This is a genomic window from Staphylococcus sp. HMSC068G11, assembly GCF_001815825.1.
In the GTDB taxonomy this organism is placed as follows: Bacteria; Bacillota; Bacilli; order Staphylococcales; family Staphylococcaceae; genus Staphylococcus; species Staphylococcus epidermidis.
In genome coordinates, this window is sequence record NZ_KV822098.1 from 84192 (window position 1) to 107167 (window position 22976).

Sequence of the window (22976 nt, forward strand, 5' to 3'; positions counted from 1 at the left end):
ATTTTTCTTTGACTGTAGATGGTTTTTGTTTTTGATTCTGAAAGCTTTTTATTAATTTGAGCTTTAAAATATTACAAATTATAATTCTTCATTATTTTTTATTTGCTTTTGAATTGAAGTTCAAACAATGGTGTTTCAGAGGACCCTCTGAACAATCATCACATTCATATAATTTAAAGTCTCGTTTAAAAACATATTTATCATAGCGATAGGCATATCTTTTAAATCCTAGTCTTTTATTGTTCGGACAAATGAATTCATCATTAATTTCGTCATATTTCCAATTTTGAGTAGTAAAGATGTAATTGTTATATTTTTCATTTTATGTTTCTTCTTAAGTTTAAAGAATATTACATATTTTAGTTTCATACTTTTAATTGCTTCTTAATTTCCTGTTCTAATGCATCTTGTAAAAATCTATAATCTCTTTGATTTCTTTTGTAATCTTCAGAAATACCAACTTTCAATGTATTAGGATTTTTCTTTTCTACAACTTCTTTTTGTATGTTTTTTAATAAACTAATATGATTGGTGTTTACAGTAATGTCTATCTCTATAACTTTATAAAAAATCTCATTTGAAAAATAGATTTTGTTTACATTCATAAATGCAATAAACTCTCGACAAGCTTTTTTTAATCTATTTATGTTTGTTTCAATATTATAATATATTCTATAAATTTCTTCTTTTTCATACTTTCTTCTTTCATTTTCTGGTAGTTTACTTAAAAGTTCCAAATTCAAATCACTATATGAATCTATGTCGTTGTAAGTATCTATAAAAGCTTGATTTAATTTATTAACTTTAATATGTGCCTCTTGTAATATAGGTCTTATATATTCTAAATTGTATTTAGCTTTATGAATCTTTTTTCATTAAAATATCTAATACATTCTTTAATAGAATAAATTATAATCCCTAACGCAATTGTAAAGAAAGAATAATAAATAGATGGTGTTTTATCAAGTATATCTAATAATAAGCATTCTATATGTGTATATAATTCCATTTAATTACCTCATATTTTATATGGTTAAAATATTTTTGAATAGTAGACAAGTAAAAATTCTATAATGTAATTTAATAGTATTGTCCACCTAAACTAAATAAAAAAGAAGCTAAGGCAAAATGCCTTAACTCCTTACCCCTATTAGGTTTCCCCTGAAATTGTTTAGCGCTTAGTATTGCTTAATATACTGTTCTCTTTCCCATTCGGATACTTGAGTTCTATAGTAATCCCATTCAATAGATTTTGAGTTAATAAATTGATTGTAAATATGATTACCTAAAGCGTTTTTAATTGATTTATTTTCACGCATTGCTTTTAACGCAGTGTATAAAGTTGAAGGTAAGTCTTGGATACCAACTGCTTCTCGTTCTTCACGATTCATTTCGTAGATATTTTGGTTTACTGGTTCTGGAACCTCAAGTTTATTCTCAATGCCATCTAAGCCTGCTTCTAAAATTGCTGCTAATGCCATGTAAGGGTTAGCTGCAGGATCAACTGAACGTACTTCAATACGAGTTGATAGACCTCTAGATGTTGGAACACGTACTAAAGGAGAACGGTTTTTACCACTCCATGCAATATAACATGGTGCCTCGTAACCTGGTACAAGACGTTTATATGAGTTGACGATTGGATTACATACTGCAGTGAATCCTCTAGCGTTTTTAAGGACACCAGCTGTAAATTGATAAGCAGTATCAGTCAATTGTAGATCACCTTCAGGATCAAAGAACGCATTCTCTTTTCCTTTAAATAGTGATACGTTGAAGTGCATACCACTTCCGTTTACACCAAATAATGGTTTTGGCATAAATGTAGCATGTAAATTATGCTTACGTGCAATTGTTTTAACAACTAGTTTAAATGTTTGGATATTATCACATGCTGTAACAGCGTCTGCATATTTAAAGTCAATTTCATGTTGACCTGGTGCTACTTCATGGTGGCTTGCTTCAATATCAAAGCCCATATCTTCTAATTCTAATACGATGTCACGACGACAATTTTCACCTAAATCTGTAGGAGCTAAATCGAAATAACCACCATCATCGTTTAATTCTAATGTAGGTTCGCCTTTTTCGTCTAATTTAAATAAGAAAAATTCTGGTTCAGGTCCTAGATTAAAATCAGTAAAGCCCATGTCTTCCATTCTTCTTAATACACGCTTCAAGTTAGCTCGTGGATCACCTTCAAATGGTGTACCATCTGTTTTAAATACATCACAGATTAGTCGTGCTACTTTTCCTTGTCCAGCAGTCCAAGGGAAAATAACCCAAGTATCTAAATCAGGATGTAAATACATATCTGATTCTTCGATACGAACGAAACCTTCAATAGATGAACCATCAAACATCATTTCATTGTCTAATACTTTTTCTAATTGACTTACTGGAACTTCAACATTTTTAATAGTCCCTAAAATATCAGTGAATTGTAATCTTAAATATCTTACGTTTTCTTCTTCAGCAAATTTACGAATATCATCTTTTGTAAAACTACGTTTTGGCATGGTATAAATCCTCCAATTTTATTTAATAAATCGTGATAAATCGCCACGATTTATTGGTAATGTTTCACTACGTGGTTTCTGCGTTGCGTCAACAATCATTCTCTTTCTTGTCTCTTGTTCATCAGTAGTTAAATGCCCTTGCTCATCGAATATAATTTGTTTAATACCTCTAATATTAAATCCCTTTTCGATAAGAGACTTTATTTCTAACAACCTCTCTAAATCGTTCATAGAAAATAATCTCTTATTTCCATCTGTTCTTTCAGGCATCACAAGTTCATGTGTTTCATAGTAACGAATTTGTCTTGGTGATAAATCTGTCAATTTACTAACCACACTCATAGAGAAAACGGCCATGTTTCGTCTGATTGAATCATTAGACATTCCTTGAACCTCTCCTCTACTTTTGAACTTGTTATTAATTTAGCATAGTTTTACTTTAATTACAAAAGTATGTAAGGTTTTCTGACATAAACCTTCTAAACCTTATTATATCAATGTTTATTTATTAGTAATTAATTAAAATTAGAAATGAGAATGGCTTATAACACAAAAATTTTATAATTTTCCGACAATTTATATTGTTCGAAATAAAAAGAGATTGCTTTTCAAAGTATAACTAAGCTTAATAACTTTTATCTTAGACGTAACAACTCTAAGAATAAGGCTAGAATATCGTCCATTCTCTTTATATCTATTACTTTTGGGGAGTCGAAAATCTTATCGAAAACAAACTCCTTATAACATCGTTATCATTTATATGATCTTTCTTTGATGATTTAATGAATCATACGAGAATGCTTTTATGCTATATCCTTATATTGAGCCTAATCTTTTATACTTTGATCTCAATCTCTTAAAAATTATAGTAAATTGTTATCTTGCATATCTTGCACCGCACGCGTAACAGCTAATTTGACATGTTCATAAGTTAAACCACCTTGAACATATGCTTCATAAGGCGGGCGTATAGGTCCGTCTGCAGATAATTCAATAGATGAGCCCTGAATAAATGTACCTGCAGCCATGATGACATCATCTTCGTATCCAGGCATATAGCTAGGTTCTGGACTAAAATGTGCGTTAATTGGTGAAGCGTGTTGTATACTTTGACAAAATGAAATCATTTGCTCTTTCGTCTCAAATTGAACCGTTTGAATTAAGTCTGTACGATAAACATTATATTTAGGGGAGGTCTTCATGTTTAGTTTTTCTAATAACAAACTAGTAAACAGTGCACCTTTTAAACTTTGGCTAACCACATGTGGTGCTAGAAAGAAGCCTTGATACATTTCTTGTAGAGAATTAAGTGAGGCACCTGCTTCCTTACCAATGCCTGGTGCTGTTAAACGATAACCACAGCGTTCAATTAAATCTTGTCTACCAGCAATATATCCTCCAATTTTAGCTAAACCTCCACCTGGATTTTTAATTAATGATCCGGCGATTAAATCAGCACCTACTTCAATTGGTTCTTTTTCTTCTACAAATTCCCCATAACAATTATCAACAAAAATAATGATATTGGGATAAACCTCTTTAATTGATTTTATTGCTTGTTCAATTTCATTTATTGTAATTGATGGACGTTGATCATATCCTTTTGATCGCTGAATTGCTACAACTTTTGTATTGTCATTAATTTCAGTGATGACTTTAGGAATATCAATTCGACCGTCACGTAATTCGACTTCATTATAGCGAACACCATATTCTTTAAGACTTTCAACACCATTGCCATTTATGCCAATGACTTCAAGAAGTGTATCATATGGACTACCTGTAATATAAAGTAGTTCATCATTGTTTTTTAACGTACTTTGTAAGGCTAAAGTAATAGCGTGGGTACCTGATATAATTTGAGGTCTAACAAGTGCGTCATCTGCTTTAAATGTGTGCGCATAAATTTCTTCTAAATGGTCTCTCCCAAAATCATCATATCCATAACCCGTAGACCCGTGTAAATCACTTTCGCTAGCTTTAACATGGTGAAAAGCATTTAAGACCTTTTCTTGATTAAATAATGCACGCTTTTCAATTTTCTTAAAGTAAGGAATAAGTGTGTTTTCAACTTCTTCAACTAAATTGCTAAAATCTTGCATAATCTGTCTTCCTTTTTATAATTTTTTAAATCCTTTGATACGATAAGATGCTTGCGTTTCGTCAAATATTAATTCAGTAACAAGCGTATGTTGTTTAAGAAAATATAATCTATCTGCATCAGCACTGTCTACAATTTCTTCGTATGGACTGAGACTATTTTTTATTTCTTGAATTACTAAATTTTTTACCTTTTCTTTATCATTTTCATCACGACTAGATACAAAAACATGCGCAGATTTAGATACAGGTACATCCATCTGTTCGTTACATAAGTCTTTTTTATTAAAAATAACTACTTGTGGAATATGATCCATTTCTAAATCATTAATGATTTGATTTACAGTGTCAATTTGAGTACGGTATTCCGAATGACTTGCATCGACGACATGCATAAGTATGTCTGCACCTTTAGCTTCTTCTAGTGTAGATTTAAACGCAGCCACCAAAGTCGTTGGTAATTTTTGAATAAATCCTACCGTATCAGAAATAATTAAATTAAATCCTTCATTCACTTGTATTTGTCGTGTTTTGGGATCTAATGTTGCAAACAAAATATTTTTTTCATAGGTCTCCTCATTAGCTAAAACATTAAACCATGACGATTTACCCGCATTTGTATAACCAACTAAAGCGATTTGAAAAACTTGATTTTGTTCACGTTTATTTCTATATCTTTCCCGATGATCCACGACCGTTTTTAATTGATGTTTAATCTCATTCATACGTGTTCTAATATGGCGACGATCCATTTCTAACTTTGTTTCACCTGGACCTCTTGTTCCTATGCCACCACCAAGACGAGATAGACTTTTACCATGACCTTGTAGTCTTGGTAACAAATAGTCGAGTTGTGCAAGTTCAACTTGTAGCTTTCCCTCTCTACTTCTCGCTCGCAACGCGAATATCTCTAAAATTAATTGGGTTCTATCGATGATTTTAATGCCCAAATTATCATTTAACGTTTTAGACTGTGCCGTCGTTAATTCATCATTGGTTACGACAACATCTATATCATGGAATTCTATGAAAGATTTTATTTCATCGATTTTTCCTTTTCCAACATAATATTTGTGGTCAAATTGCTCTCTATTTTGAGTGATTTGTCCTTTAACATTAAGTTGGCAAGTTTGTGATAAAGCATCAAGCTCTTCCATAGTAGATTCAAAATTAAATTGACGATCCGTTTGAGCATGTACACCGATTAATACAGCAGTTTCTCGATTATTTTTTGTTTCATAGGTCGCATGCTGTGTCACGTTATACATCTCCTTTTAAAAGTTACTCAAGACATTTTATCATAGAGTGTGAACAAAGACTAACTACACAAATTGTGTTAAATTAGATGTATAGCGAAAGGGTGATAATATGGAAAGTATTTATGATTTCGTTGTAGAAAAAAACAATGGTGAAAGTTATAAATTAGAGCAGTATAAGGGCGACGTTATGCTTATTGTCAACACTGCTAGCGAATGTGGTTTTACACCTCAATTCGAGGGTTTACAGAAGTTATATGATGAGTATAAGGATCAAGGATTTATTATTTTAGGATTTCCATGTAACCAATTTGGTGGTCAAGAACCAGGCTCGGGGGAAGAAGCTGCTCAAAATTGCAAAATTAACTATGGTGTGACTTTCCCTATTCATGAAAAAGTTGATGTTAAAGGTGATAATCAACATCCATTATTCCGATTTTTAACAGACGCTGCTAAAGGTATGATAAACGAAAAAATCAAATGGAACTTCACTAAATTCTTAATTGACCGTGAAGGTAATGTGATTAAACGTTTTTCCCCTCAAAAGAAACCGGAACAAATAAAGTCTGAAATTGAAAAATTACTATCTTAAATTTTAAAAAGAAAATGCTTCATCTAATGTTTTTGAACTGAATTAATAAATTCAATATTTACATTAGATGAAGCATTTTTTATTACAAACATTCCTTGGTTTGTGTTAAAGTGCTACGTTTAAAACATGTGCTTCAATATTTAATAACATTCTTAAATAAGTCAAAATATGACTTCTATTGAGTTGATGCATTATGAATGCACTTTGATTACAACTTTTTATTCTTCACTATTCACTTCAGTTGCTTCAGACGATTCATTGTCTACAGTGAAAGTGCTGATCGCATGTTTGTAAATCAGATGTTGCTTACCTTGAGAATTTAAACTTACAACATATTTGTCATAATTTTCAACGACACCTTTCATTTGAAAGCCGTTTAAAAAGAAAATTGTGACTTCAGTTTTTTCCGATTTAAAGTTCTCTAGTGCTTGGTCTTGGATGTTTTCGTTTGCAATCATGGTTAGAACTCCTTTTATTTATTTGGGTTGTAATCTCATCTAACATCATTTGAAGTGACATCCTTTCTTTATTTAACCAATGAACATTCATTTTATTTTTAAACCAAGTCAACTGTCTTTTAGCATATTGTCGAGAATGCTGTTTTAATTTCTCTACAGCACTTTCCATGCTTATATTTCCCTTTATAACGGGTACAAGCTCTTTATACCCAATGGCTTGCATACTTTGACTCGCTTCAAAACCTTGTTCAACGAGATGTTTCACTTCATTAAATAATCCGTGGCCCAACATAATATCAACACGTTTATTTATTCTTAAATATAATGTTTCACGCGACATTTCAATCCCTATTAATAATGTATCATAATTTTCAGTAAATTGTTGCACTTTCTTGCGAGAACTTAAAAGTTTTTTTGTTTTCAAATAATATTCTATTGCTCGCAACACTCTTTTTCTGTTATTAGGATGTATATCCTTGGCTGATTCTTTGTCGAATGAAGCTAAATATTCGTGAAGCTTATTATTATTAAGCTGCTCAAGTTCTGTTAACTTTAATTTAACTTGCTTCATTTTATCATCAGATATGGATTCATCTTCAAAAGCATAGTTATATAAGAGAGATTGTATATATAGTCCTGTTCCTCCTGCTATAATAGGCACCTTGCCTCTTCCAGTAATATCTTTAATATATTTTTCTGCCCTTGTTTTAAATTCATATGCAGAAAAAGAAGCATCCGGAGGCAAGATATCTATCATATAATGTGGTATACCTTCCATTTCTTCAGTTGTAACTTTTGCTGTACCAATATCCATTCCTTGATAGACCTGCATTGAATCTCCGCTAATAATTTCTCCGTTAAATTTTTTAGCAACTTCAATACTTAACTCAGTTTTACCTGAAGCCGTTGGACCTACAATAACGATTAAAAAAGGCTTTGTCATTTCAGTCATTTAAGATTCACTCACTTTTGTTTTTTCAAAATTTGCTTTTCCATCCATTCAAACATGTGTTGCCAAGTTTTCAAATAATCTTCTTCAAATAATATTTCATGACGCTTATGTTTATATAGTTGTACTGTTATATGTTTAATACCTGCCCTTTTATATAATCTAGCTAAATGCTTTATACCTTTACCATATTCACCAAACGGATCATCTTTCCCAGAAATAAATAGTATAGGTAGATTTTTGTCCGTTCTTTTTAATTGTTGTCGTTCTGCTGTTTTCATCATGGTCTTTAAAGTTTGATAAATGAGCTGATTTGATACTTTGAATCCACAAAATTCATCTTCCACAAATTTATCAACTTCATCTTGACGTGTAGAAATCCAATCACTTTCTGTTCGAGGTTGAGTGATTTTTTTATTGAAAGTTTTATTCAATAATTGATTCACCCATTTGAGTCGACGTCGTTTTCCAAAAATAAATGTAACTATCTTCATCGCTAAACGTATTGGAACACCTTTCCACTTGGGGAACATACCTGTTCCTGTAAGAATTAAACCTTGAGCAATAATGTCAGGATACTTTTCAACAAATAATCTAGCAATAATGGAGCCCATTGAATGACCTATGATAATATAGGGTACATTGAGCTCTTCAAGATATAATGTCTCAATGATTTCATAAGCGTCATCTACAATTTGATTCATGCTATTAAAATGACCACGTTCATTCTCATCTATTTCTTTACCATGTCCACGGTGATTATGTCTGACAACATCATAACCTTGTGTATTTAAAGCTTCAACTAACTCTTGATAACGGTCCATATGTTCAGCCATGCCATGGAAAAGATGAACAATACCAATAGTACTCTTTTTTGCTTTATCAATTTTCACCTCTATCATTGTTCCATCTTCAACTGTTATTTTAAAATGACTTTGACTCACAACATATGCCCCCATTCCTTTTTATTTGTTATGTCATTTATAGTACATCAACCTATATCATATTTAATATACCGTGTGTGAGATATCATATCAAATCGTACGCACATTGAGGTTTTAGAAGTTTATAGTATTAAAATAAAAAACTACTTGCAGATAAAAAGGTCTCCTCCATCTACAAGTAGTTTATTATAATCTATTAGATATACAATCAATAGGAATGATTAAGCTTTAGTTGCGGGTTGATCATTACCTGTACGTGCCTCATCAATCGCAACTTCTACTTCTTTAGTATAAGCCTCTTTTTGAGTTTCACTATAATTAAGCATATCTGCCATAACATCTATCACAGCATTTTTATAATCTAACACATCTTGAATATTAAAGTATAATTTGCCAGAACGACGTACTAAGAAGTCAGTTGGTTTGTAAACCATTTCTTGTTGAATGCTATAAACTAATTCAACATAAATTTCTAATGGCAACTTACTATCATGGTATGGTGCCGTTTGAGCAATATTAAATAGTTGGTCCACATTTGAACCATATTTACTTGCTAAGCGACGTGCCACATCTTCATCAATTCCAAATCCTTTAGCTGCATCAACTTTTTGTTCAACAAAGTGTTCAAAGTTTTTGCTTCCGCCAACGTCACCACCGGAAATTTTTAGATATTTTGTGGCACATGATTCAAATTTTAACCCGTATTCTTGTTTTAAACGTTTAGCTAATAGATCAACAATTTCTAGTGCCATATGACGATAACCAGTTAATTTACCGCCTGCTATAGTTAATAATCCAGATTCACCTTCCCAAACTTCATCTTTACGTGAGATTTCAGAAGGATCTTTACCTTTTTCAAGAATTAACGGACGAATACCTGCCCATGTTGATTCAATATCTTCATCTTTAACATTAACTGTTGGGAACATGTAGTTAATTGCATTAATTAAATAGTCTCTATCTTCTTGTGTTGTTAAAGGAGTTGCTTTTTCATTATCATAAAATGTGTCAGTTGTTCCTACATAGGCTTTTCCTTCACGTGGAATTGCGAAAATCATACGTCCGTCTTTTTCAGTATCAAAGTAAACTGCTTGACCTAATGGGAATTTAGATTGATCTATAACAACGTGCACACCTTTAGTTAATCTTAATTGCTTATTGTTACGAGCATAATCGCCACTTCTCACTTCATCAACCCATGGCCCCGAAGCATTAATAACTTTTTTAGCTTTAATCGCATACGTTTCGCCATCAATCATATCCAATACTTCAATACCATTTACTTTCTTATTGGAATCATAAGTGAAGTGTTCTGATTTTGTATAATTAAGGATTTCTGCTCCATTTTCAGCAGCTTTTTTCATAACTTCAATAGTTAAACGCGCATCATCAGTACGGTATTCTACATAGTAGCCACCGCCTTTTAATCCATCACGTTTAACTAAAGGTTCTTTATTTAAAGTTTCTTGCTTAGATAACATTTTTTTACGTTCAGATTTTTTGACACCAGCTAGACGATCGTACATAGCTAGTCCAATAGAAGTTGAGAACTTACCAAATGTACCACCTTTATGCATAGGTAAAAGCATCCATTCTGGTGTTGTCACATGCGGACCATTTTCATAAACAATAGCACGTTCTTTACCTGTTTCTGCAACTACCCCTACTTGCAGTTGTTTTAAATATCTTAAACCACCATGTACAAGTTTAGTTGAGCGTGAACTTGTACCTTGTGCAAAGTCTTGCATCTCTACTAAAGCTACTTTCATGCCACGATTGCTTGCATCTAAAGCAATACCTGCACCTGTAATACCGCCACCTACGATAACAACATCGTATTCAGTGTCTCTTAAATTCTTTTTAATATGATCCCTTTTCAATGTAGATAATGACATTATCTAAACGCCTCCTAGTTATAAATAAAAAACGAGAAATTTATCCCCACAATAACATTAAATTGTTTTGTACGAACAAATCTCTCGTTTCTCGATTTTCTTATTAACTTATCTAAATTATAACACAGTTAAGAAAATCAAGTCCATTTAAAGATTTAAAAAGTCTAAAACATAGCTTAATCTTCTAATTTAAATACTTGAGTCGCCTTAACAGCTTTTTTCCAACCACTATAACGTTTATGACGTTGATCTTCATCCATTTCTGGTTTGAACTCAGTTTGAAGTTTCCAACGTTCACGGATATCCTCTTTATCATCCCAGAATCCAACAGCTAATCCAGCTAAATATGCAGCACCAAGTGCTGTTGTTTCTTGGATTTCAGGTCTTTCAACAGATGAATTTACGATATCTGCTTGGAACTGCATAATGAAGTTATTTTTTACAGCACCACCATCAACGCGTAAATTTTGAACTTCAATACCTGAGTCCTTAGACATAGCTTCCATAACATCTCTTGTTTGATAACATAAAGATTCTAATGTCGCACGAATGAAATGTTCTTTTTCCGTACCACGAGATAATCCGAAAATAGCTCCTCTTGCTTCTGAATCCCAATAAGGTGTACCTAAACCAACAAATGCTGGAACCATATAAACACCCTCAGTTGACTCTACTCTTGAAGCATAGTTTTCGGTTTGTGGCGCAGAATTAATCATTCTCAAACCATCTCGTAGCCATTGGATAGCAGAACCAGATACGAAAATTGAACCTTCAAGTGCATAATTAACTTTTCCATCTAAACCGTATGCAATAGTTGTTAACAAGCCACTTTCAGACTTAACTGCTTCTTCACCAGTATTCATTAGCATAAATCCACCTGTGCCGTATGTATTTTTTACATCACCACGGTCGAAACATGCTTGACCAAATAATGCTGCTTGTTGGTCACCGGCAATACCAGCAATAGGTACTTCTTGACCAAAGAAGTGATAGTCGATAGTTTTCCCGTAAATTTCACTTGATTCTTTAACTTCAGGTAACATTTGTTTAGGAATATCTAAGAGTTCTAACAACTCATCATCCCATTTTAGGTCATAAATATTAAACATTAATGTACGACTTGCATTTGTGTAATCTGTAATATGAGCAGTACGCCCTGACAATTTCCATACTAACCATGAATCGATTGTTCCGAAGAGTAAATCACCATTTTCAGCTTTTTCTCTAGCACCTTCAACATGATCAAGAATCCATTTTACTTTAGTTCCCGCAAAGTACGGGTCTAAAAGTAGACCTGTTTTTTCTCTAAATGTTTCTTCATAACCTTGTTCCTTTAAATTTGTACAAATATCTTGTGTCTGACGTGATTGCCAAACAATAGCGTGATAGATTGGACGACCTGTATTTTTATCCCATACAACTGTCGTTTCACGTTGGTTTGTAATACCAATACCTTCAATTTGATTTGCATTAATATTGTTTTCATTAAGTAACTCAGCCATAACTGATAGAACAGATGTCCATATTTCATTAGCATCATGTTCTACCCAGCCTGGATGTGGAAAGTGTTGTTTAAATTCTCTTTGAGAAACACCTTTAATTTCTCCTTCTTTATTAAAAAGTATCGCACGTGAACTCGTAGTTCCTTGATCAATTGATAAAATATATTTTTCCATAGGTATATGACTCCTTCAAAAGTGAATAATGAATTCATTATCTAAACAATTAAACATTCTAAAATGATAATTAAATAGACTTTTAAATGTGATTGTTCAACACACATGAACATATCACATTAATCATACGGTTATATATACGAATGCCATATGTTAATAAATTGATTCAATATCGTTGTTTTTATTTTGAGATATCTTATTTAGTATCACACCAAGTATAAGTGTGAATATAAGTACAATTAAACCAATGAAACAACTAAAATTGAATGTTTGTTTATAAAATACTTCATAAACAATCGCACCTAACATACCACCTGCCATTGGTCCCAGAACGGGTACAATTGCGTAAGACCAGTTAGATTTACCTTTACCATGAATTGGCAAAATAGCATGCGCAATACGTGGTGCTAGGTCACGGGCTGGATTAATAGCGTAACCAGTAGTACCTCCTAAGCTTAAACCAATTGCTATGATAAGACTACCAACAATAATTGGATTTAAACCATCAGCAATTTTATTAACCCCGATAAATAAAATTCCTAATGTTAAAGCCATAGTCCCGATAATCTCACTTAAAAAGTTAGCAAAATAATTTTTAATAGCTGGTGCTGTTGAAAATACACCTAATTTGACTGCTGGATCTTCTGTAACTTTCCAGTGTGGTAAATACATTAACCATACTAAAGCTCCACCAACAATACCGCCAAGCATTTGACAAACAATATAGCCCGGTACTTGTGCCCAGCTAAATCCACCATCCATGGCTAAAGCAACTGTTACAGCTGGATTTAAATGTGCACCAGAAAACGTTCCAACAGCATAAACGCCCATTGTTACTGCCAAACCCCAACCAAATGCAATAACAATCCAATCTGCACCGTTACCAGCACTTCTCTTTAAGTTAACGTTTGCACAAACGCCACCACCAAAAAGAATAAGGATTGCAGTACCTAAAAATTCTGCTAAATAAGCATTCATATACATTCCTCCCAAAAAACAGGGAGACCCCTACGTCAAATATATTACTAGTAGAAATCTCCGCGTCTCTCTTCTAATATTAACTTTTAAACTTGTTATAAGTTTACTATTACGTTGTAAGCGTTGTCAACAATTTTGTAAAAAAATTGTCATATTTGATTAAAGTTTTTATTGATATAGTGTGCATTTATTTTTGATGCACTAAATAAAAAGTTTAACAATTTTTTTAAAAGTGCATTTTACTTTTTTTCATATAAAAAAGAATGCACTTTAAGTTATTAATCATCCGGTATTCAAATCCACTCATTCCATGAAAAAGTGATAATACGCTGATTAACAAACTTAAATGCATTCTCATTAACAGTATATGAATTACCAAAGTTTTTCGTAACTTGTAGTAACGTACTTAGCACCATTGGAAATTGCTTCACTAATTTCCGATTGTTCATCAATAAGACCACCAGCTATTACTGATGCTGATGTTTCTTGTTGAATTTTACTTACTGCTTTACTTGCAACACCAGGTAAAACTTCAACATAGTCAGGCTCTACTTTTTTAATGAGTTCAATACTTCTTGTTAATGCTTGACTATCTATAATAAACACTCTAAATATCGTCAATGTATTTAACATTTTAGCTTTTTTGATGACCTTAGCTTTTGTAGAAACAATACCTTTAGGTTTATATTGTTGAATAATGTACTCACAAGCAAATTCATCATGACTGAGTCCTTTGATTAAATCGATATGTACATAACATTCAATCGAATGACTTTTAAGTAACTCCATAATGCTTTTCAAATGACCTATATGCATATCTAACACAACACATGCCTTGTAGTCTGTTTTAATTAACTTTTCTAAATCTCTCATATTTCTAATGGCTGGCAAAATATTCTCTTTCATAATTAAAACTCCTCTACATTACTCTTTTAAATAACTTTTCTAATTCGTAATTTGAAAAATTGATAATAATCGGTCTGCCATGAGGACAAGTAAAAGGATCTTCTGCTTCTCTTAGTTGATCAATTAAATCTGCCATTTCATTATTTTTTAAATAGTGATTAGCCTTAATTGATTTCTTACAAGACATCATGATTGCTGCATCTTCTCTTATTTTCTTCACATCAACACTTTTGTGTTTTAATACAAGTTCAATCATATCTTTAATAATTTCTTCCGCTTCTACTTTTGGAAACCATACTGGGTAGCTATTTACAATATAATCATGCCCACCAAAATGTTCAAGATGTACTCCTACTTTATCTAATTCATCTTTGTACTGATCAATAATCATCTGTTCATCTTTAGAGAAATGGAAAGTGAGTGGTATTAATAAGTTTTGCACTTCATTTGTCACTTCGCCAATTTTTTCTCTAAAATATTCATATTTAATTCTTTCCTGAGCAGCATGTTGGTCAATCATAAACATTCCATTTTCATTTTGTGCAATGATATACGTACCGTGTACTTGACCTACAATTTCCATATAAGGCACCCTACGATGAGGTGTCTGACTCACTGTTCCTTTAATATCTTTTGATTGCTGATTTAATATCTCATATTCGTTAGATGTGTCTTGTTCCATATCAAACAATACTTCTTTTTGACTTTGTAAGTAACTATCATCAATGTGATTGTTTAATTCATTAGAAACTTCCGTACTTTCATTATTTGTCGATGAAGTTGAATCTAAATTATTCCTATGCGACTCAACATCATGATTCTTATCTTTTTGATCATGTACATATGGTGCAGATGTTTCTCCAATTTGTGATTGTTTCTTCTCGAAATTAATCTTTTGTTGTTCAAATGTTTCTAAAACCTTATTCTTTTTGGGCGTACGATTTAAGTCGTTTTGTGGGATGAGAATTTTGTCTTTAAAAGCCTCTCTGATTTTAGTTACGATAAGATCGTAAAGTTGATCTTCTTTAGAAAGTCTCACTTCTAATTTTGTTGGGTGAACATTTACATCAACCAAAATAGGATCCATTTGGATATTAATATAGCATATAGGAAATCTTCCTATTGTAAGCAATGTGTGATAACCTTCTAAAATTGCTTTATTGAGTACAAAGTTTTTGATGTATCTACCATTGATGAAAATAGAAATGTAATGTTTATTACTTCTAGAATGTTCAGGCTTAGCTACAAATCCTTCAAGATGATAATCACTAGTATCACCCGAAATATGCACTAAATCCTTTGCTACTTTCATTCCATAAATTTCAGCCATTACTTCATTTGTTCTTCCTGAGCCATTCGTACTTAAAAGTTTTTTACCATCTGAAACTAAAGAAATTCTAATTTCGGGATGACTCATCGCCATTCTATTTACAATGTCCGTAATTTTACCTAGTTCGGTATACAAACTTTTTATATATTTTAAACGTGCAGGTGTATTGTAGAATAATGACTCCACTTGTATATCTGTACCCTTTTTAGCTTTTGCAGGTTTTTGATGAATAATTTTACCATCTTCAGCATATATTTCATGTCCATTTTCATTATCAGTACAGGTCTTTAATGTCACCTTTGCTACTGATGAAATACTAGCTAAAGCTTCTCCCCTAAACCCTAAAGTACGAATATGGAACAAATCATCATCTGCGACTATTTTACTCGTTGCGTGTCTATGAAATACTAACCCTAAATCTTCCTGAGCAATACCTGTGCCATTATCTACAACCCTTATTGATGAAACTCCAGACTGTTCAACCTCAATATTAATTTCTGTCGCTTGTGCATCAATTGCATTCTCTAAGAGCTCTTTAACTACGGAACTTGGTCTTTCAACTACTTCACCCGCAGCTATTTTATTAGCTAGAGACGTCTCAAGTTCTTTTATTTTCCCCATCGTTTACACCTCTTCTACTTTAATTGACTTTGTAATTCATTCAGCTTGATTAAGGCTTCCAATGGTGTCATATTGGATAGATTTAATTCTCGAATTTGACATTCAACTTCACTTTGTTGATTGTAACCATCAAATAAATCAAAAGTCGCTTGCTCATAATTGTGATTTGATGTATGCGTTTCTATAACTGATTGTTCTTCTTCTATTTGACCAAAATCGTTATACGACGGAACCGTACGTTGATTGTCAGTATCCTGATGAGAAAGTTGATACGAAGGTTTTTGCTCAAATGCATTTAAAATAACTTGCGCTCTATCAATGACTTCATTAGGTAAATCCGCTAATTTTGCCACTTGAATACCATAGCTATCATCCACAGCGCCATCTTTGACTTTATGCAAAAATATCAGTTCACCTTGATACTCGTTTGCAGCAACATGTACATTTTTTAAACACTTAAGCATTTGATCAAGTGAAGTCAATTCATGATAATGTGTTGAGAAAAGTGTCTTAGCATGAGAAGTTTGAGCGACATATTCAATCATCGCTTGCGCTAACGCAAGACCGTCATAAGTGGATGTACCTCTTCCTATTTCGTCAAAGATAATTAAACTATTTTCAGTAGCATAAGTTAAAGCTTTTTGAGCTTCTAACATTTCTACCATAAATGTACTTTTACCTGATACAAGGTCATCTGCTGCACCAATCCTAGTAAAAATTTGATCAAATATAGGTAATGTTGCTGAATCACATGGTACATATGCTCCCATTTGAGCCATGATACTTATTATAGCAACTTGTCTCATATATGTTGACTTACCTGACATATTAGGTCCCGTAATGAGATAAATAAACGTTTCATCATCGAGATGGCAATCATTAGGTACATAATCATTATGATCCATCACTCTCTCAACAACAGGATGTCTTGAGTTTTCTAAATGTAAAACTTTATCATCGCTAAATGTAGGTTTGACATAATTATATTTTTGAGCAATTTCAGCAAAACTTTGTAAACAATCAAGTTCTGAAATGATTTTCGCTTGCTTTTGTAAACGTTCCGTGTACGTTTTAATGTGTTCTCTTAATTTAACAAATAATTCATATTCTAACTCTACTGCTTTATCTTCAGCACCAAGTATTATATCTTCTTTTTCTTTTAATTCATCCGTAATAAATCGTTCAGCATTAGATAATGTTTGTTTTCGATCATAGCCAAACGCTTCAGGTTGAAAATTATTTAAGTTTGCACGTGTAATTTCTATAAAATAACCAAACACTTTATTAAAACTAATCTTCAATGACTTAATACCTGTACGTTCACGTTCCTTAGCTTGTAATTCTGCAAGCCAAGTTTTACCATTTTTTGAAGCTTCTAAATATTCATCTAGTTGCGTGTTGAATCCTTTTTTAAATAAACCACCATCTTTGATGGAAATAGGCGGTTCTTCAACTAAACTTTCTTCTAAAATTTGTAACAAGTCATCTAAAGGTTCCAATTCTTTAAATTGCGTGGTAGTTTGTGCATCCAACTCATTGAGTAATGCTTTAATATGAGGTATTTCGGATATAGAATGCTTAAGTTGTATTAAATCTCTTGCATTTACGTTTCCGTAACTCACTCTTCCTACAAGTCGTTCTATATCATACACTTGATTTAAATGATTACGTAATGTATCTCTTTCAATAAAACGGTCCATAAACTCTTCAACAATATTTAATCTGTCGTTGATTTGTTGTTTATTAATTAATGGGCGATCAATCCACTGCTTTAAACGTCTAGCACCCATTGGTGTTTTTGTCTCATCCATTAACCATAACAAGGTCCCTTTTTTTGATTTTAATCGTATGCTTTCTGTCAGCTCTAAATTTCGCTTGGCATAATAATCCATCTTCATATAATCAACTGCAGCATATTCAATCACTTCCTCAATATGAGATAAATCTCTCTTTTGTGTGTGATGAATATAATCTAGCAATAATTGAGTTGTGTCATGCATTAACTGATGTGTCAACTGATTCATATCATAATCTTCATCAGATATATTTTCACGAACAGTAATCGTCTCAGTTATCATGTTGATTTGTCTTTTTAATTCTTCAGATAGAGCTTGCTTTATGACAATTTCATTGGGATTAATTGTTGTAATCTCATTAAGCAAGGTTGCCGTATCTTTGAAATGAGTTACTTTGAGTTCTCCTGTAGAAACATCACAATAGCATAATCCAAATTCTTCATTTTCGATAAAACTTAAAATATAATTATTTTTCTTTTCATCCATACCATTTTGATCCATAACAGTTCCTGGTGTGACGATTCTTACAACTTCTCTTCTAACCATTCCTTTTGTTTGTTTTGGATCTTCCATTTGTTCACATATAGCGACCTTATACCCATTATTAATCAATGTTTCAATGTAATTATCAGCAGAATGATATGGTACGCCACACATTGGAATAGGATTTTCTTTTTTAGCATCTCTTTTCGTCAATGTTATTTCAAGTACTCTTGATGCTTCTTTAGCATCATCAAAGAACATTTCATAGAAATCTCCGAGTCTAAAAAATAGCAAACAATCATCATATTCAGATTTTATCTTTAAATATTGTTGCATCATTGGTGTAATGTTAGCCATTTCTATTTTCACAACCCTTATTTTTATATCTTTATTCATATTATATGTATAAATTTATGGTTTTTAACTCATTCATTTTAACATATATGTTTTTGAAACGCTTTTGTGTAATAGATACAAAAAGTACGCTTTCATATGAACAGATATCAACATTTTACTTATAATCCCCTATTCATCAAGCGTACTTCAAATAAATATTAATTTTTGTTAAATCTATCTAGTAAACCTCTTCTTTTCAAAATAATAAGCAATATATAACTAATTAAAGCCCCAATAAAGCTTGATACTATGAACATAAGCATTAATGGTTTAATAAAGAAATCTTGAAGTCCTAAAAACCATGCTAAAGGTATACACATTAAACTACCAATAACACCAGTCCCTAACACTTCACCAACTGAAGCCATAAAAATATGCTTCCTATACATATAAAACAGACTGGAAAGTAAGACACCTATCATACTTCCTGGAAAAGCAAATGCACTTCCAGTTCCAAATGAAATTCGTAGTACAGAAGAAATAAAAGCTTGTGCTAAACCATACCATGGTCCAACGAATACAGCACATAATACATTCACAAAATGTTGAACAGGTGCTGCTTTAATTGGACCTAAAGGAATAACAATTAAACTACTTAACACGACATTAATAGCTATTAAGAACGCTGTGATGGTCAACTTTCTAATATTCATTGTGCTTAACTCCTCTAAAATAATTATTCATTATGTTCTTTTTTATTATATTCATTGAGTCTATCTTCCATTGTTTTGACCATCATTTGTAGTAAATCATTCGCCTCGTATTGTGCTGAACGAAATTCTTCAACAATAGGTAATTCATTAATTTCATCTTTTAGATACTGAATTTTAGCTTCAGATTGCTCGAGTGCATTTTGTTTTCCATAATTTTGAAAATTAACCGATTGTTTTTGTTGTGCTTTCAAACGATTCATCTTTTGTTTTATTGCTTGATTATTATGAATTTGTTTTTCTACATTATGATAATCTTGAACAACTTCTAGTTTTCCAATTTTCTCTGCTAAACTTTCGACTTTTCGTATGATTTCTTTTTCACTATACATATTATTGTGTCACCATTGAACGTTGATGTTCTTGTATAAATGTTCCATTTAAAGAATATTGTTTTGCGTCGTCAATTTTGACATCAACGAGTTTACCAATGCTCTCTCTTGGTCCTTTAAAATTCACAAGTTTATTTTTATCAGTATAGCCTGCTAGAACACTCTCATCTTTTTTACTAGAACCTTCACATAATACCGTAACAATCTTACCTTCATACTGACTCATTGCTTGTTGAGAATACATTCCAACCTTCTTATTAAGTCTTTGCAAACGTTCTTTTTTCACTTCTAAAGGTACATTATCCTTCATTTTAGCTGCTGGTGTTCCATCTCTTTGTGAATATAAATATGTGTACGCATGCTCAAATTGAACGTCATCATATAATGTTAATGTTTCTTCAAATTGTTCTTCAGTTTCATTTGGATAACCTACTATAATATCAGTAGTTAAAGCTACGTTAGGGATAGCTTCCTTTATTCTTGAAACTAAATCAAGATAACTCTCTCTTGTATATTTACGACCCATTATCTTTAGTACTTGGTTATTACCTGATTGTACCGGTAAATGGATATGCGGTACTATGTTCCCACCTTTAGCTATAACTTCAATCATTCGATCTGTAAAGTCCCAAGGATGACTTGTTGTAAAACGAACTCGAGGTATATCAATTTTAGAAATATCTTCCAATAAGTCACCTAATTCATAATCCAGACCTTCGATATCTTTACCATATGAATTTACATTTTGACCTAATAAGGTAATTTCTTGATAACCTTCTCTTGCTAATTCTCTAACTTCATCAATGATGTCCTCTGGACGACGACTACGTTCTTTTCCTCTAGTAAACGGAACAATACAATAAGTACAAAACTTGTCGCAACCATACATAATATTAACCCAAGCTTTAATGTGACCATCACGCACTTTAGGTAAATTTTCGATGATGTCTCCCTCTTTAGACCATACTTCAACTACCATCGCTTTTGATAAGTATGCCTCTTCTAAAATTTCAGGTAAATGATGAATGTTGTGTGTCCCAAAGACCATATCTACATTTTGATAAGATTTTAATATTTTATTTACGACTGATTCTTCTTGAGACATGCAACCGCACACCCCAATTAAACAATCTGGGCGTTCTTTTTTTAAATGTTTTAAATTTCCTATTTCACTAAAGACTTTATTTTCAGCATTTTCTCTAATGGCGCATGTATTAATTAAAATCACATCCGCTTCATTAATATCTGATGTCGCACTATAACCTAATGCATTTAATATTCCTGCCATAACTTCAGTGTCATGTGCATTCATTTGACATCCATATGTTTTAATTAAAAAAGTACGACCTTTACCCATACCTTTGTATTTTTCATCTATATGAAAATCTCTGTTATATTGAACTTCTTGTTTTCCTCTTTTTTTAGCTTCTTTTAAGCTAGGTGGCTGATACACTTGTTCAAAGTATTTACTATAATCTTTCTCAGCTTTACGATCACGTTCTGCTAGAATATTTATCGTTCCAGCCTTTCTTTGCTCTTCATTCACTTTGAAAATCCTTTCTATATGCCCATAATCATTACTTCATTATATTAAATTTATAGTCAAAGTGCAAAAAGACATGTATATAATGTTACAGCTATCTTTTATAATTAAATTATTAGCTTTTTATTACAGTAATCGATGTAAATCATATCTAAATGTTTATTTAGACATCATTTATTTATAATATATCAGTTGATAAAAGTCTTTTATATCATATTTTCTGTGTGACAATGCATAGCGTCTGAAGCATACCGATATTTTCTTACAAAATTTTAAGAGCCTTCAACACTATAGCATGTTAGGCTCTTAAATAGACAAGATAAGAAATATTATTCTAATTTACACTTAGTCGTATTTTCCTGTAAGCGTTTCAATTTCTATTCCTTCAGGTACGTGATAAAACTTAACTTGACTAATAATACTTGGACATTCTAATTCAACCATTCTATCATTTAATTTTTGAATTAAAATAAGACATTCACTCATTTCACCTTGAACTGTTGTTTCTAACGGGCCTACTCTGAAATGCAAACCTGAATCATCAATAATTTTAATTGCCTCATCAACATATGGAATAACATCGTTGTTGTTCGGTGTTTTTGGAATAATTTGAATACTCATTAATGTATCTTGCATGTTTCATCTCTCCAATTAAGTTTTATAATATTATTTTAACACGCGTTAGAATTTAATTATGCACGTTCTATAGCTTTTTTCATTGCATCTGCAAAGTCGTACATTAAATCATCCCAATTATCTTTATTTTCACGGTTTTTGCGTGAACTTTTTCTATTTTTAAACAGCTCTTTTCTTAACTGAGCTGTCAATTCTAATTGCACTCCTCCTTGGGTTTGAGTCATATTAACAATATTATTTTCTTGAGTTCCAGAAATATGGTGTGGTGCTTCTTGCACACTAATTCCTATATCTTCAAGGGATTCAGTGATTAACTCAATGAGTCGGTCATCACTACCTCCTATATAAGCCACGCTTTCATTCCCTTCACAACCATGTATGGCTACAGTTCTTTGACTACCTCTCACTAAATCTAATGCAATTTGGTCATCATAGTGTGTAGAAGTCACATGTAACTCATTATTTCCCTCACTTCTCATACCTTTAAAAGAAAAATAGTTATAGTCGCCACGATGTGCAATCATATATGCTAATTCAGTTGTGGCAGGTTCAATTCCACCGCCATGTATTGCTAATATAGTGACCATGCTAGAACGATTTTCAAACTCTATTTCCCAATCTTTTCCTTCTTTAGTTAATTCTTTTAATTCTGTCATAGATTTGAATTTGTCCATATTAACCTCCGAAAAATCATCTTATATTTTTATTATTCCCAAAATTCATATTCTTAAAATGTTTTTACAAAATCTTTTACATATTTATTAAAAAAATAAAATTATTGCATTGATTAGGACTGTTCATTTAACTGTTCGCATTATTTATATATTTAATAATAACTCTGAGCAAAAATTTCATC

Annotated in this window: 20 protein-coding genes and 1 pseudogene; 1 reads left to right on the top strand and 20 read right to left on the bottom strand. The window is 32.0% G+C overall.

The window, feature by feature from the left end; genetic code table 11:
• The 6 genes and pseudogenes from HMPREF3058_RS12235 to hflX all read right to left on the bottom strand — a co-directional run.
• Positions 1–319 (bottom strand): annotated as a pseudogene (locus HMPREF3058_RS12235) (transposase); the annotation flags it as partial.
• A gap of 46 nt (positions 320–365) precedes the next feature.
• Entirely contained in the window at positions 366–737 is a 372-nt protein-coding gene (locus tag HMPREF3058_RS08625; protein ID WP_002491156.1) for a hypothetical protein, read from the bottom strand.
• 441 nt (positions 738–1178) lie between these two features.
• Positions 1179–2519, bottom strand: coding sequence for a type I glutamate--ammonia ligase (gene glnA / locus HMPREF3058_RS08630; RefSeq protein WP_001829492.1), 1341 nt, complete (start codon positions 2517–2519; stop codon positions 1179–1181).
• 18 nt (positions 2520–2537) lie between these two features.
• Positions 2538–2903, bottom strand: coding sequence for a MerR family transcriptional regulator (locus HMPREF3058_RS08635; protein WP_001829488.1), 366 nt, complete (start codon positions 2901–2903; stop codon positions 2538–2540).
• 479 nt (positions 2904–3382) lie between these two features.
• Positions 3383–4621: a methionine gamma-lyase family protein gene (locus tag HMPREF3058_RS08640; protein WP_002491370.1), complete on the bottom strand. Its 1239-nt coding sequence runs from the start codon at positions 4619–4621 to the stop codon at positions 3383–3385.
• Positions 4622–4636: 15 nt separating this feature from the next.
• Entirely contained in the window at positions 4637–5878 is a 1242-nt protein-coding gene (gene hflX / locus HMPREF3058_RS08645; protein ID WP_002457337.1) for a GTPase HflX, read from the bottom strand.
• A 109-nt stretch (positions 5879–5987) separates the two neighbouring features.
• Here hflX and HMPREF3058_RS08650 point away from each other — a divergent pair, with 109 nt between their 5' ends.
• A complete protein-coding gene (locus HMPREF3058_RS08650) occupies positions 5988–6467 on the top strand; it encodes a glutathione peroxidase (protein WP_002446329.1) in 480 nt (159 codons plus the stop codon).
• Between the two features lie 218 nt (positions 6468–6685).
• Here HMPREF3058_RS08650 and hfq read toward each other — a convergent pair whose 3' ends face one another.
• The 14 genes from hfq to HMPREF3058_RS08720 all read right to left on the bottom strand — a co-directional run bounded on the left by hfq (position 6686) and on the right by HMPREF3058_RS08720 (position 22794).
• Positions 6686–6925 carry an RNA chaperone Hfq gene (gene hfq, locus HMPREF3058_RS08655; protein ID WP_001829517.1) on the bottom strand — a complete coding sequence of 80 codons (240 nt, stop codon included), beginning with the start codon at positions 6923–6925 and terminating at the stop codon, positions 6686–6688.
• Positions 6879–7877, bottom strand: coding sequence for a tRNA (adenosine(37)-N6)-dimethylallyltransferase MiaA (gene miaA, locus HMPREF3058_RS08660; RefSeq protein WP_002491369.1), 999 nt, complete (start codon positions 7875–7877; stop codon positions 6879–6881). Before miaA ends, hfq begins: the two co-directional genes overlap by 47 nt.
• A gap of 11 nt (positions 7878–7888) precedes the next feature.
• Complete coding sequence (locus HMPREF3058_RS08665) at positions 7889–8818, bottom strand: alpha/beta hydrolase (protein WP_070731370.1); 930 nt, start codon at positions 8816–8818, stop codon at positions 7889–7891.
• A gap of 221 nt (positions 8819–9039) precedes the next feature.
• Positions 9040–10713, bottom strand: a complete 1674-nt coding sequence (locus HMPREF3058_RS08670) for a glycerol-3-phosphate dehydrogenase/oxidase (protein ID WP_002446326.1) — start codon at positions 10711–10713, stop codon at positions 9040–9042.
• 176 nt (positions 10714–10889) lie between these two features.
• Complete coding sequence (gene glpK, locus HMPREF3058_RS08675) at positions 10890–12389, bottom strand: glycerol kinase GlpK (RefSeq protein WP_002491397.1); 1500 nt, start codon at positions 12387–12389, stop codon at positions 10890–10892.
• A gap of 153 nt (positions 12390–12542) precedes the next feature.
• Entirely contained in the window at positions 12543–13367 is an 825-nt protein-coding gene (locus HMPREF3058_RS08680) for an MIP/aquaporin family protein (protein ID WP_002446324.1), read from the bottom strand.
• A 372-nt stretch (positions 13368–13739) separates the two neighbouring features.
• The gene (locus HMPREF3058_RS08685; protein ID WP_002487388.1) at positions 13740–14273 is read right to left on the bottom strand and encodes a glycerol-3-phosphate responsive antiterminator; all 534 of its coding nucleotides are present in this window, start codon (positions 14271–14273) and stop codon (positions 13740–13742) included.
• 13 nt (positions 14274–14286) lie between these two features.
• Positions 14287–16224, bottom strand: a complete 1938-nt coding sequence (mutL, locus tag HMPREF3058_RS08690) for a DNA mismatch repair endonuclease MutL (protein ID WP_002491380.1) — start codon at positions 16222–16224, stop codon at positions 14287–14289.
• A gap of 14 nt (positions 16225–16238) precedes the next feature.
• Positions 16239–18860: a DNA mismatch repair protein MutS gene (gene mutS / locus HMPREF3058_RS08695; protein ID WP_002491378.1), complete on the bottom strand. Its 2622-nt coding sequence runs from the start codon at positions 18858–18860 to the stop codon at positions 16239–16241.
• A 197-nt stretch (positions 18861–19057) separates the two neighbouring features.
• Positions 19058–19552, bottom strand: coding sequence for an energy coupling factor transporter S component ThiW (gene thiW, locus HMPREF3058_RS08700; RefSeq protein ID WP_001829480.1), 495 nt, complete (start codon positions 19550–19552; stop codon positions 19058–19060).
• Between the two features lie 23 nt (positions 19553–19575).
• Complete coding sequence (locus tag HMPREF3058_RS08705; protein WP_002439569.1) at positions 19576–19941, bottom strand: YlbF/YmcA family competence regulator; 366 nt, start codon at positions 19939–19941, stop codon at positions 19576–19578.
• Position 19942: 1 nt separating this feature from the next.
• Positions 19943–21487, bottom strand: a complete 1545-nt coding sequence (gene miaB / locus HMPREF3058_RS08710; RefSeq protein ID WP_002491395.1) for a tRNA (N6-isopentenyl adenosine(37)-C2)-methylthiotransferase MiaB — start codon at positions 21485–21487, stop codon at positions 19943–19945.
• Between the two features lie 342 nt (positions 21488–21829).
• A complete protein-coding gene (locus HMPREF3058_RS08715; protein ID WP_001829496.1) occupies positions 21830–22120 on the bottom strand; it encodes a thiamine-binding protein in 291 nt (96 codons plus the stop codon).
• 56 nt (positions 22121–22176) lie between these two features.
• The gene (locus HMPREF3058_RS08720) at positions 22177–22794 is read right to left on the bottom strand and encodes a poly-gamma-glutamate hydrolase family protein (RefSeq protein ID WP_002491403.1); all 618 of its coding nucleotides are present in this window, start codon (positions 22792–22794) and stop codon (positions 22177–22179) included.
• Positions 22795–22976 lie beyond the last annotated feature (182 nt).

Excerpts from the sequence above, each read along its gene's own strand:
- glnA (WP_001829492.1), bottom strand. The coding sequence starts at position 2,519 with ATGCCAAAACGTAGTTTTACAAAAGATGATATTCGTAAATTTGCTGAA.
- HMPREF3058_RS08635 (WP_001829488.1), bottom strand. The coding sequence starts at position 2,903 with ATGTCTAATGATTCAATCAGACGAAACATGGCCGTTTTCTCTATGAGT.
- HMPREF3058_RS08640 (WP_002491370.1), bottom strand. The coding sequence starts at position 4,621 with ATGCAAGATTTTAGCAATTTAGTTGAAGAAGTTGAAAACACACTTATT.
- HMPREF3058_RS08650 (WP_002446329.1), top strand. The coding sequence starts at position 5,988 with ATGGAAAGTATTTATGATTTCGTTGTAGAAAAAAACAATGGTGAAAGT.
- hfq (WP_001829517.1), bottom strand. The coding sequence starts at position 6,925 with ATGATTGCAAACGAAAACATCCAAGACCAAGCACTAGAGAACTTTAAA.
- miaA (WP_002491369.1), bottom strand. The coding sequence starts at position 7,877 with ATGACTGAAATGACAAAGCCTTTTTTAATCGTTATTGTAGGTCCAACG.
- HMPREF3058_RS08670 (WP_002446326.1), bottom strand. The coding sequence starts at position 10,713 with ATGTCATTATCTACATTGAAAAGGGATCATATTAAAAAGAATTTAAGA.
- glpK (WP_002491397.1), bottom strand. The coding sequence starts at position 12,389 with ATGGAAAAATATATTTTATCAATTGATCAAGGAACTACGAGTTCACGT.
- HMPREF3058_RS08680 (WP_002446324.1), bottom strand. The coding sequence starts at position 13,367 with ATGAATGCTTATTTAGCAGAATTTTTAGGTACTGCAATCCTTATTCTT.
- HMPREF3058_RS08685 (WP_002487388.1), bottom strand. The coding sequence starts at position 14,273 with ATGAAAGAGAATATTTTGCCAGCCATTAGAAATATGAGAGATTTAGAA.
- mutL (WP_002491380.1), bottom strand. The coding sequence starts at position 16,224 with ATGGGGAAAATAAAAGAACTTGAGACGTCTCTAGCTAATAAAATAGCT.
- mutS (WP_002491378.1), bottom strand. The coding sequence starts at position 18,860 with ATGGCTAACATTACACCAATGATGCAACAATATTTAAAGATAAAATCT.
- thiW (WP_001829480.1), bottom strand. The coding sequence starts at position 19,552 with ATGAATATTAGAAAGTTGACCATCACAGCGTTCTTAATAGCTATTAAT.
- HMPREF3058_RS08705 (WP_002439569.1), bottom strand. The coding sequence starts at position 19,941 with ATGTATAGTGAAAAAGAAATCATACGAAAAGTCGAAAGTTTAGCAGAG.
- HMPREF3058_RS08715 (WP_001829496.1), bottom strand. The coding sequence starts at position 22,120 with ATGCAAGATACATTAATGAGTATTCAAATTATTCCAAAAACACCGAAC.
- HMPREF3058_RS08720 (WP_002491403.1), bottom strand. The coding sequence starts at position 22,794 with ATGGACAAATTCAAATCTATGACAGAATTAAAAGAATTAACTAAAGAA.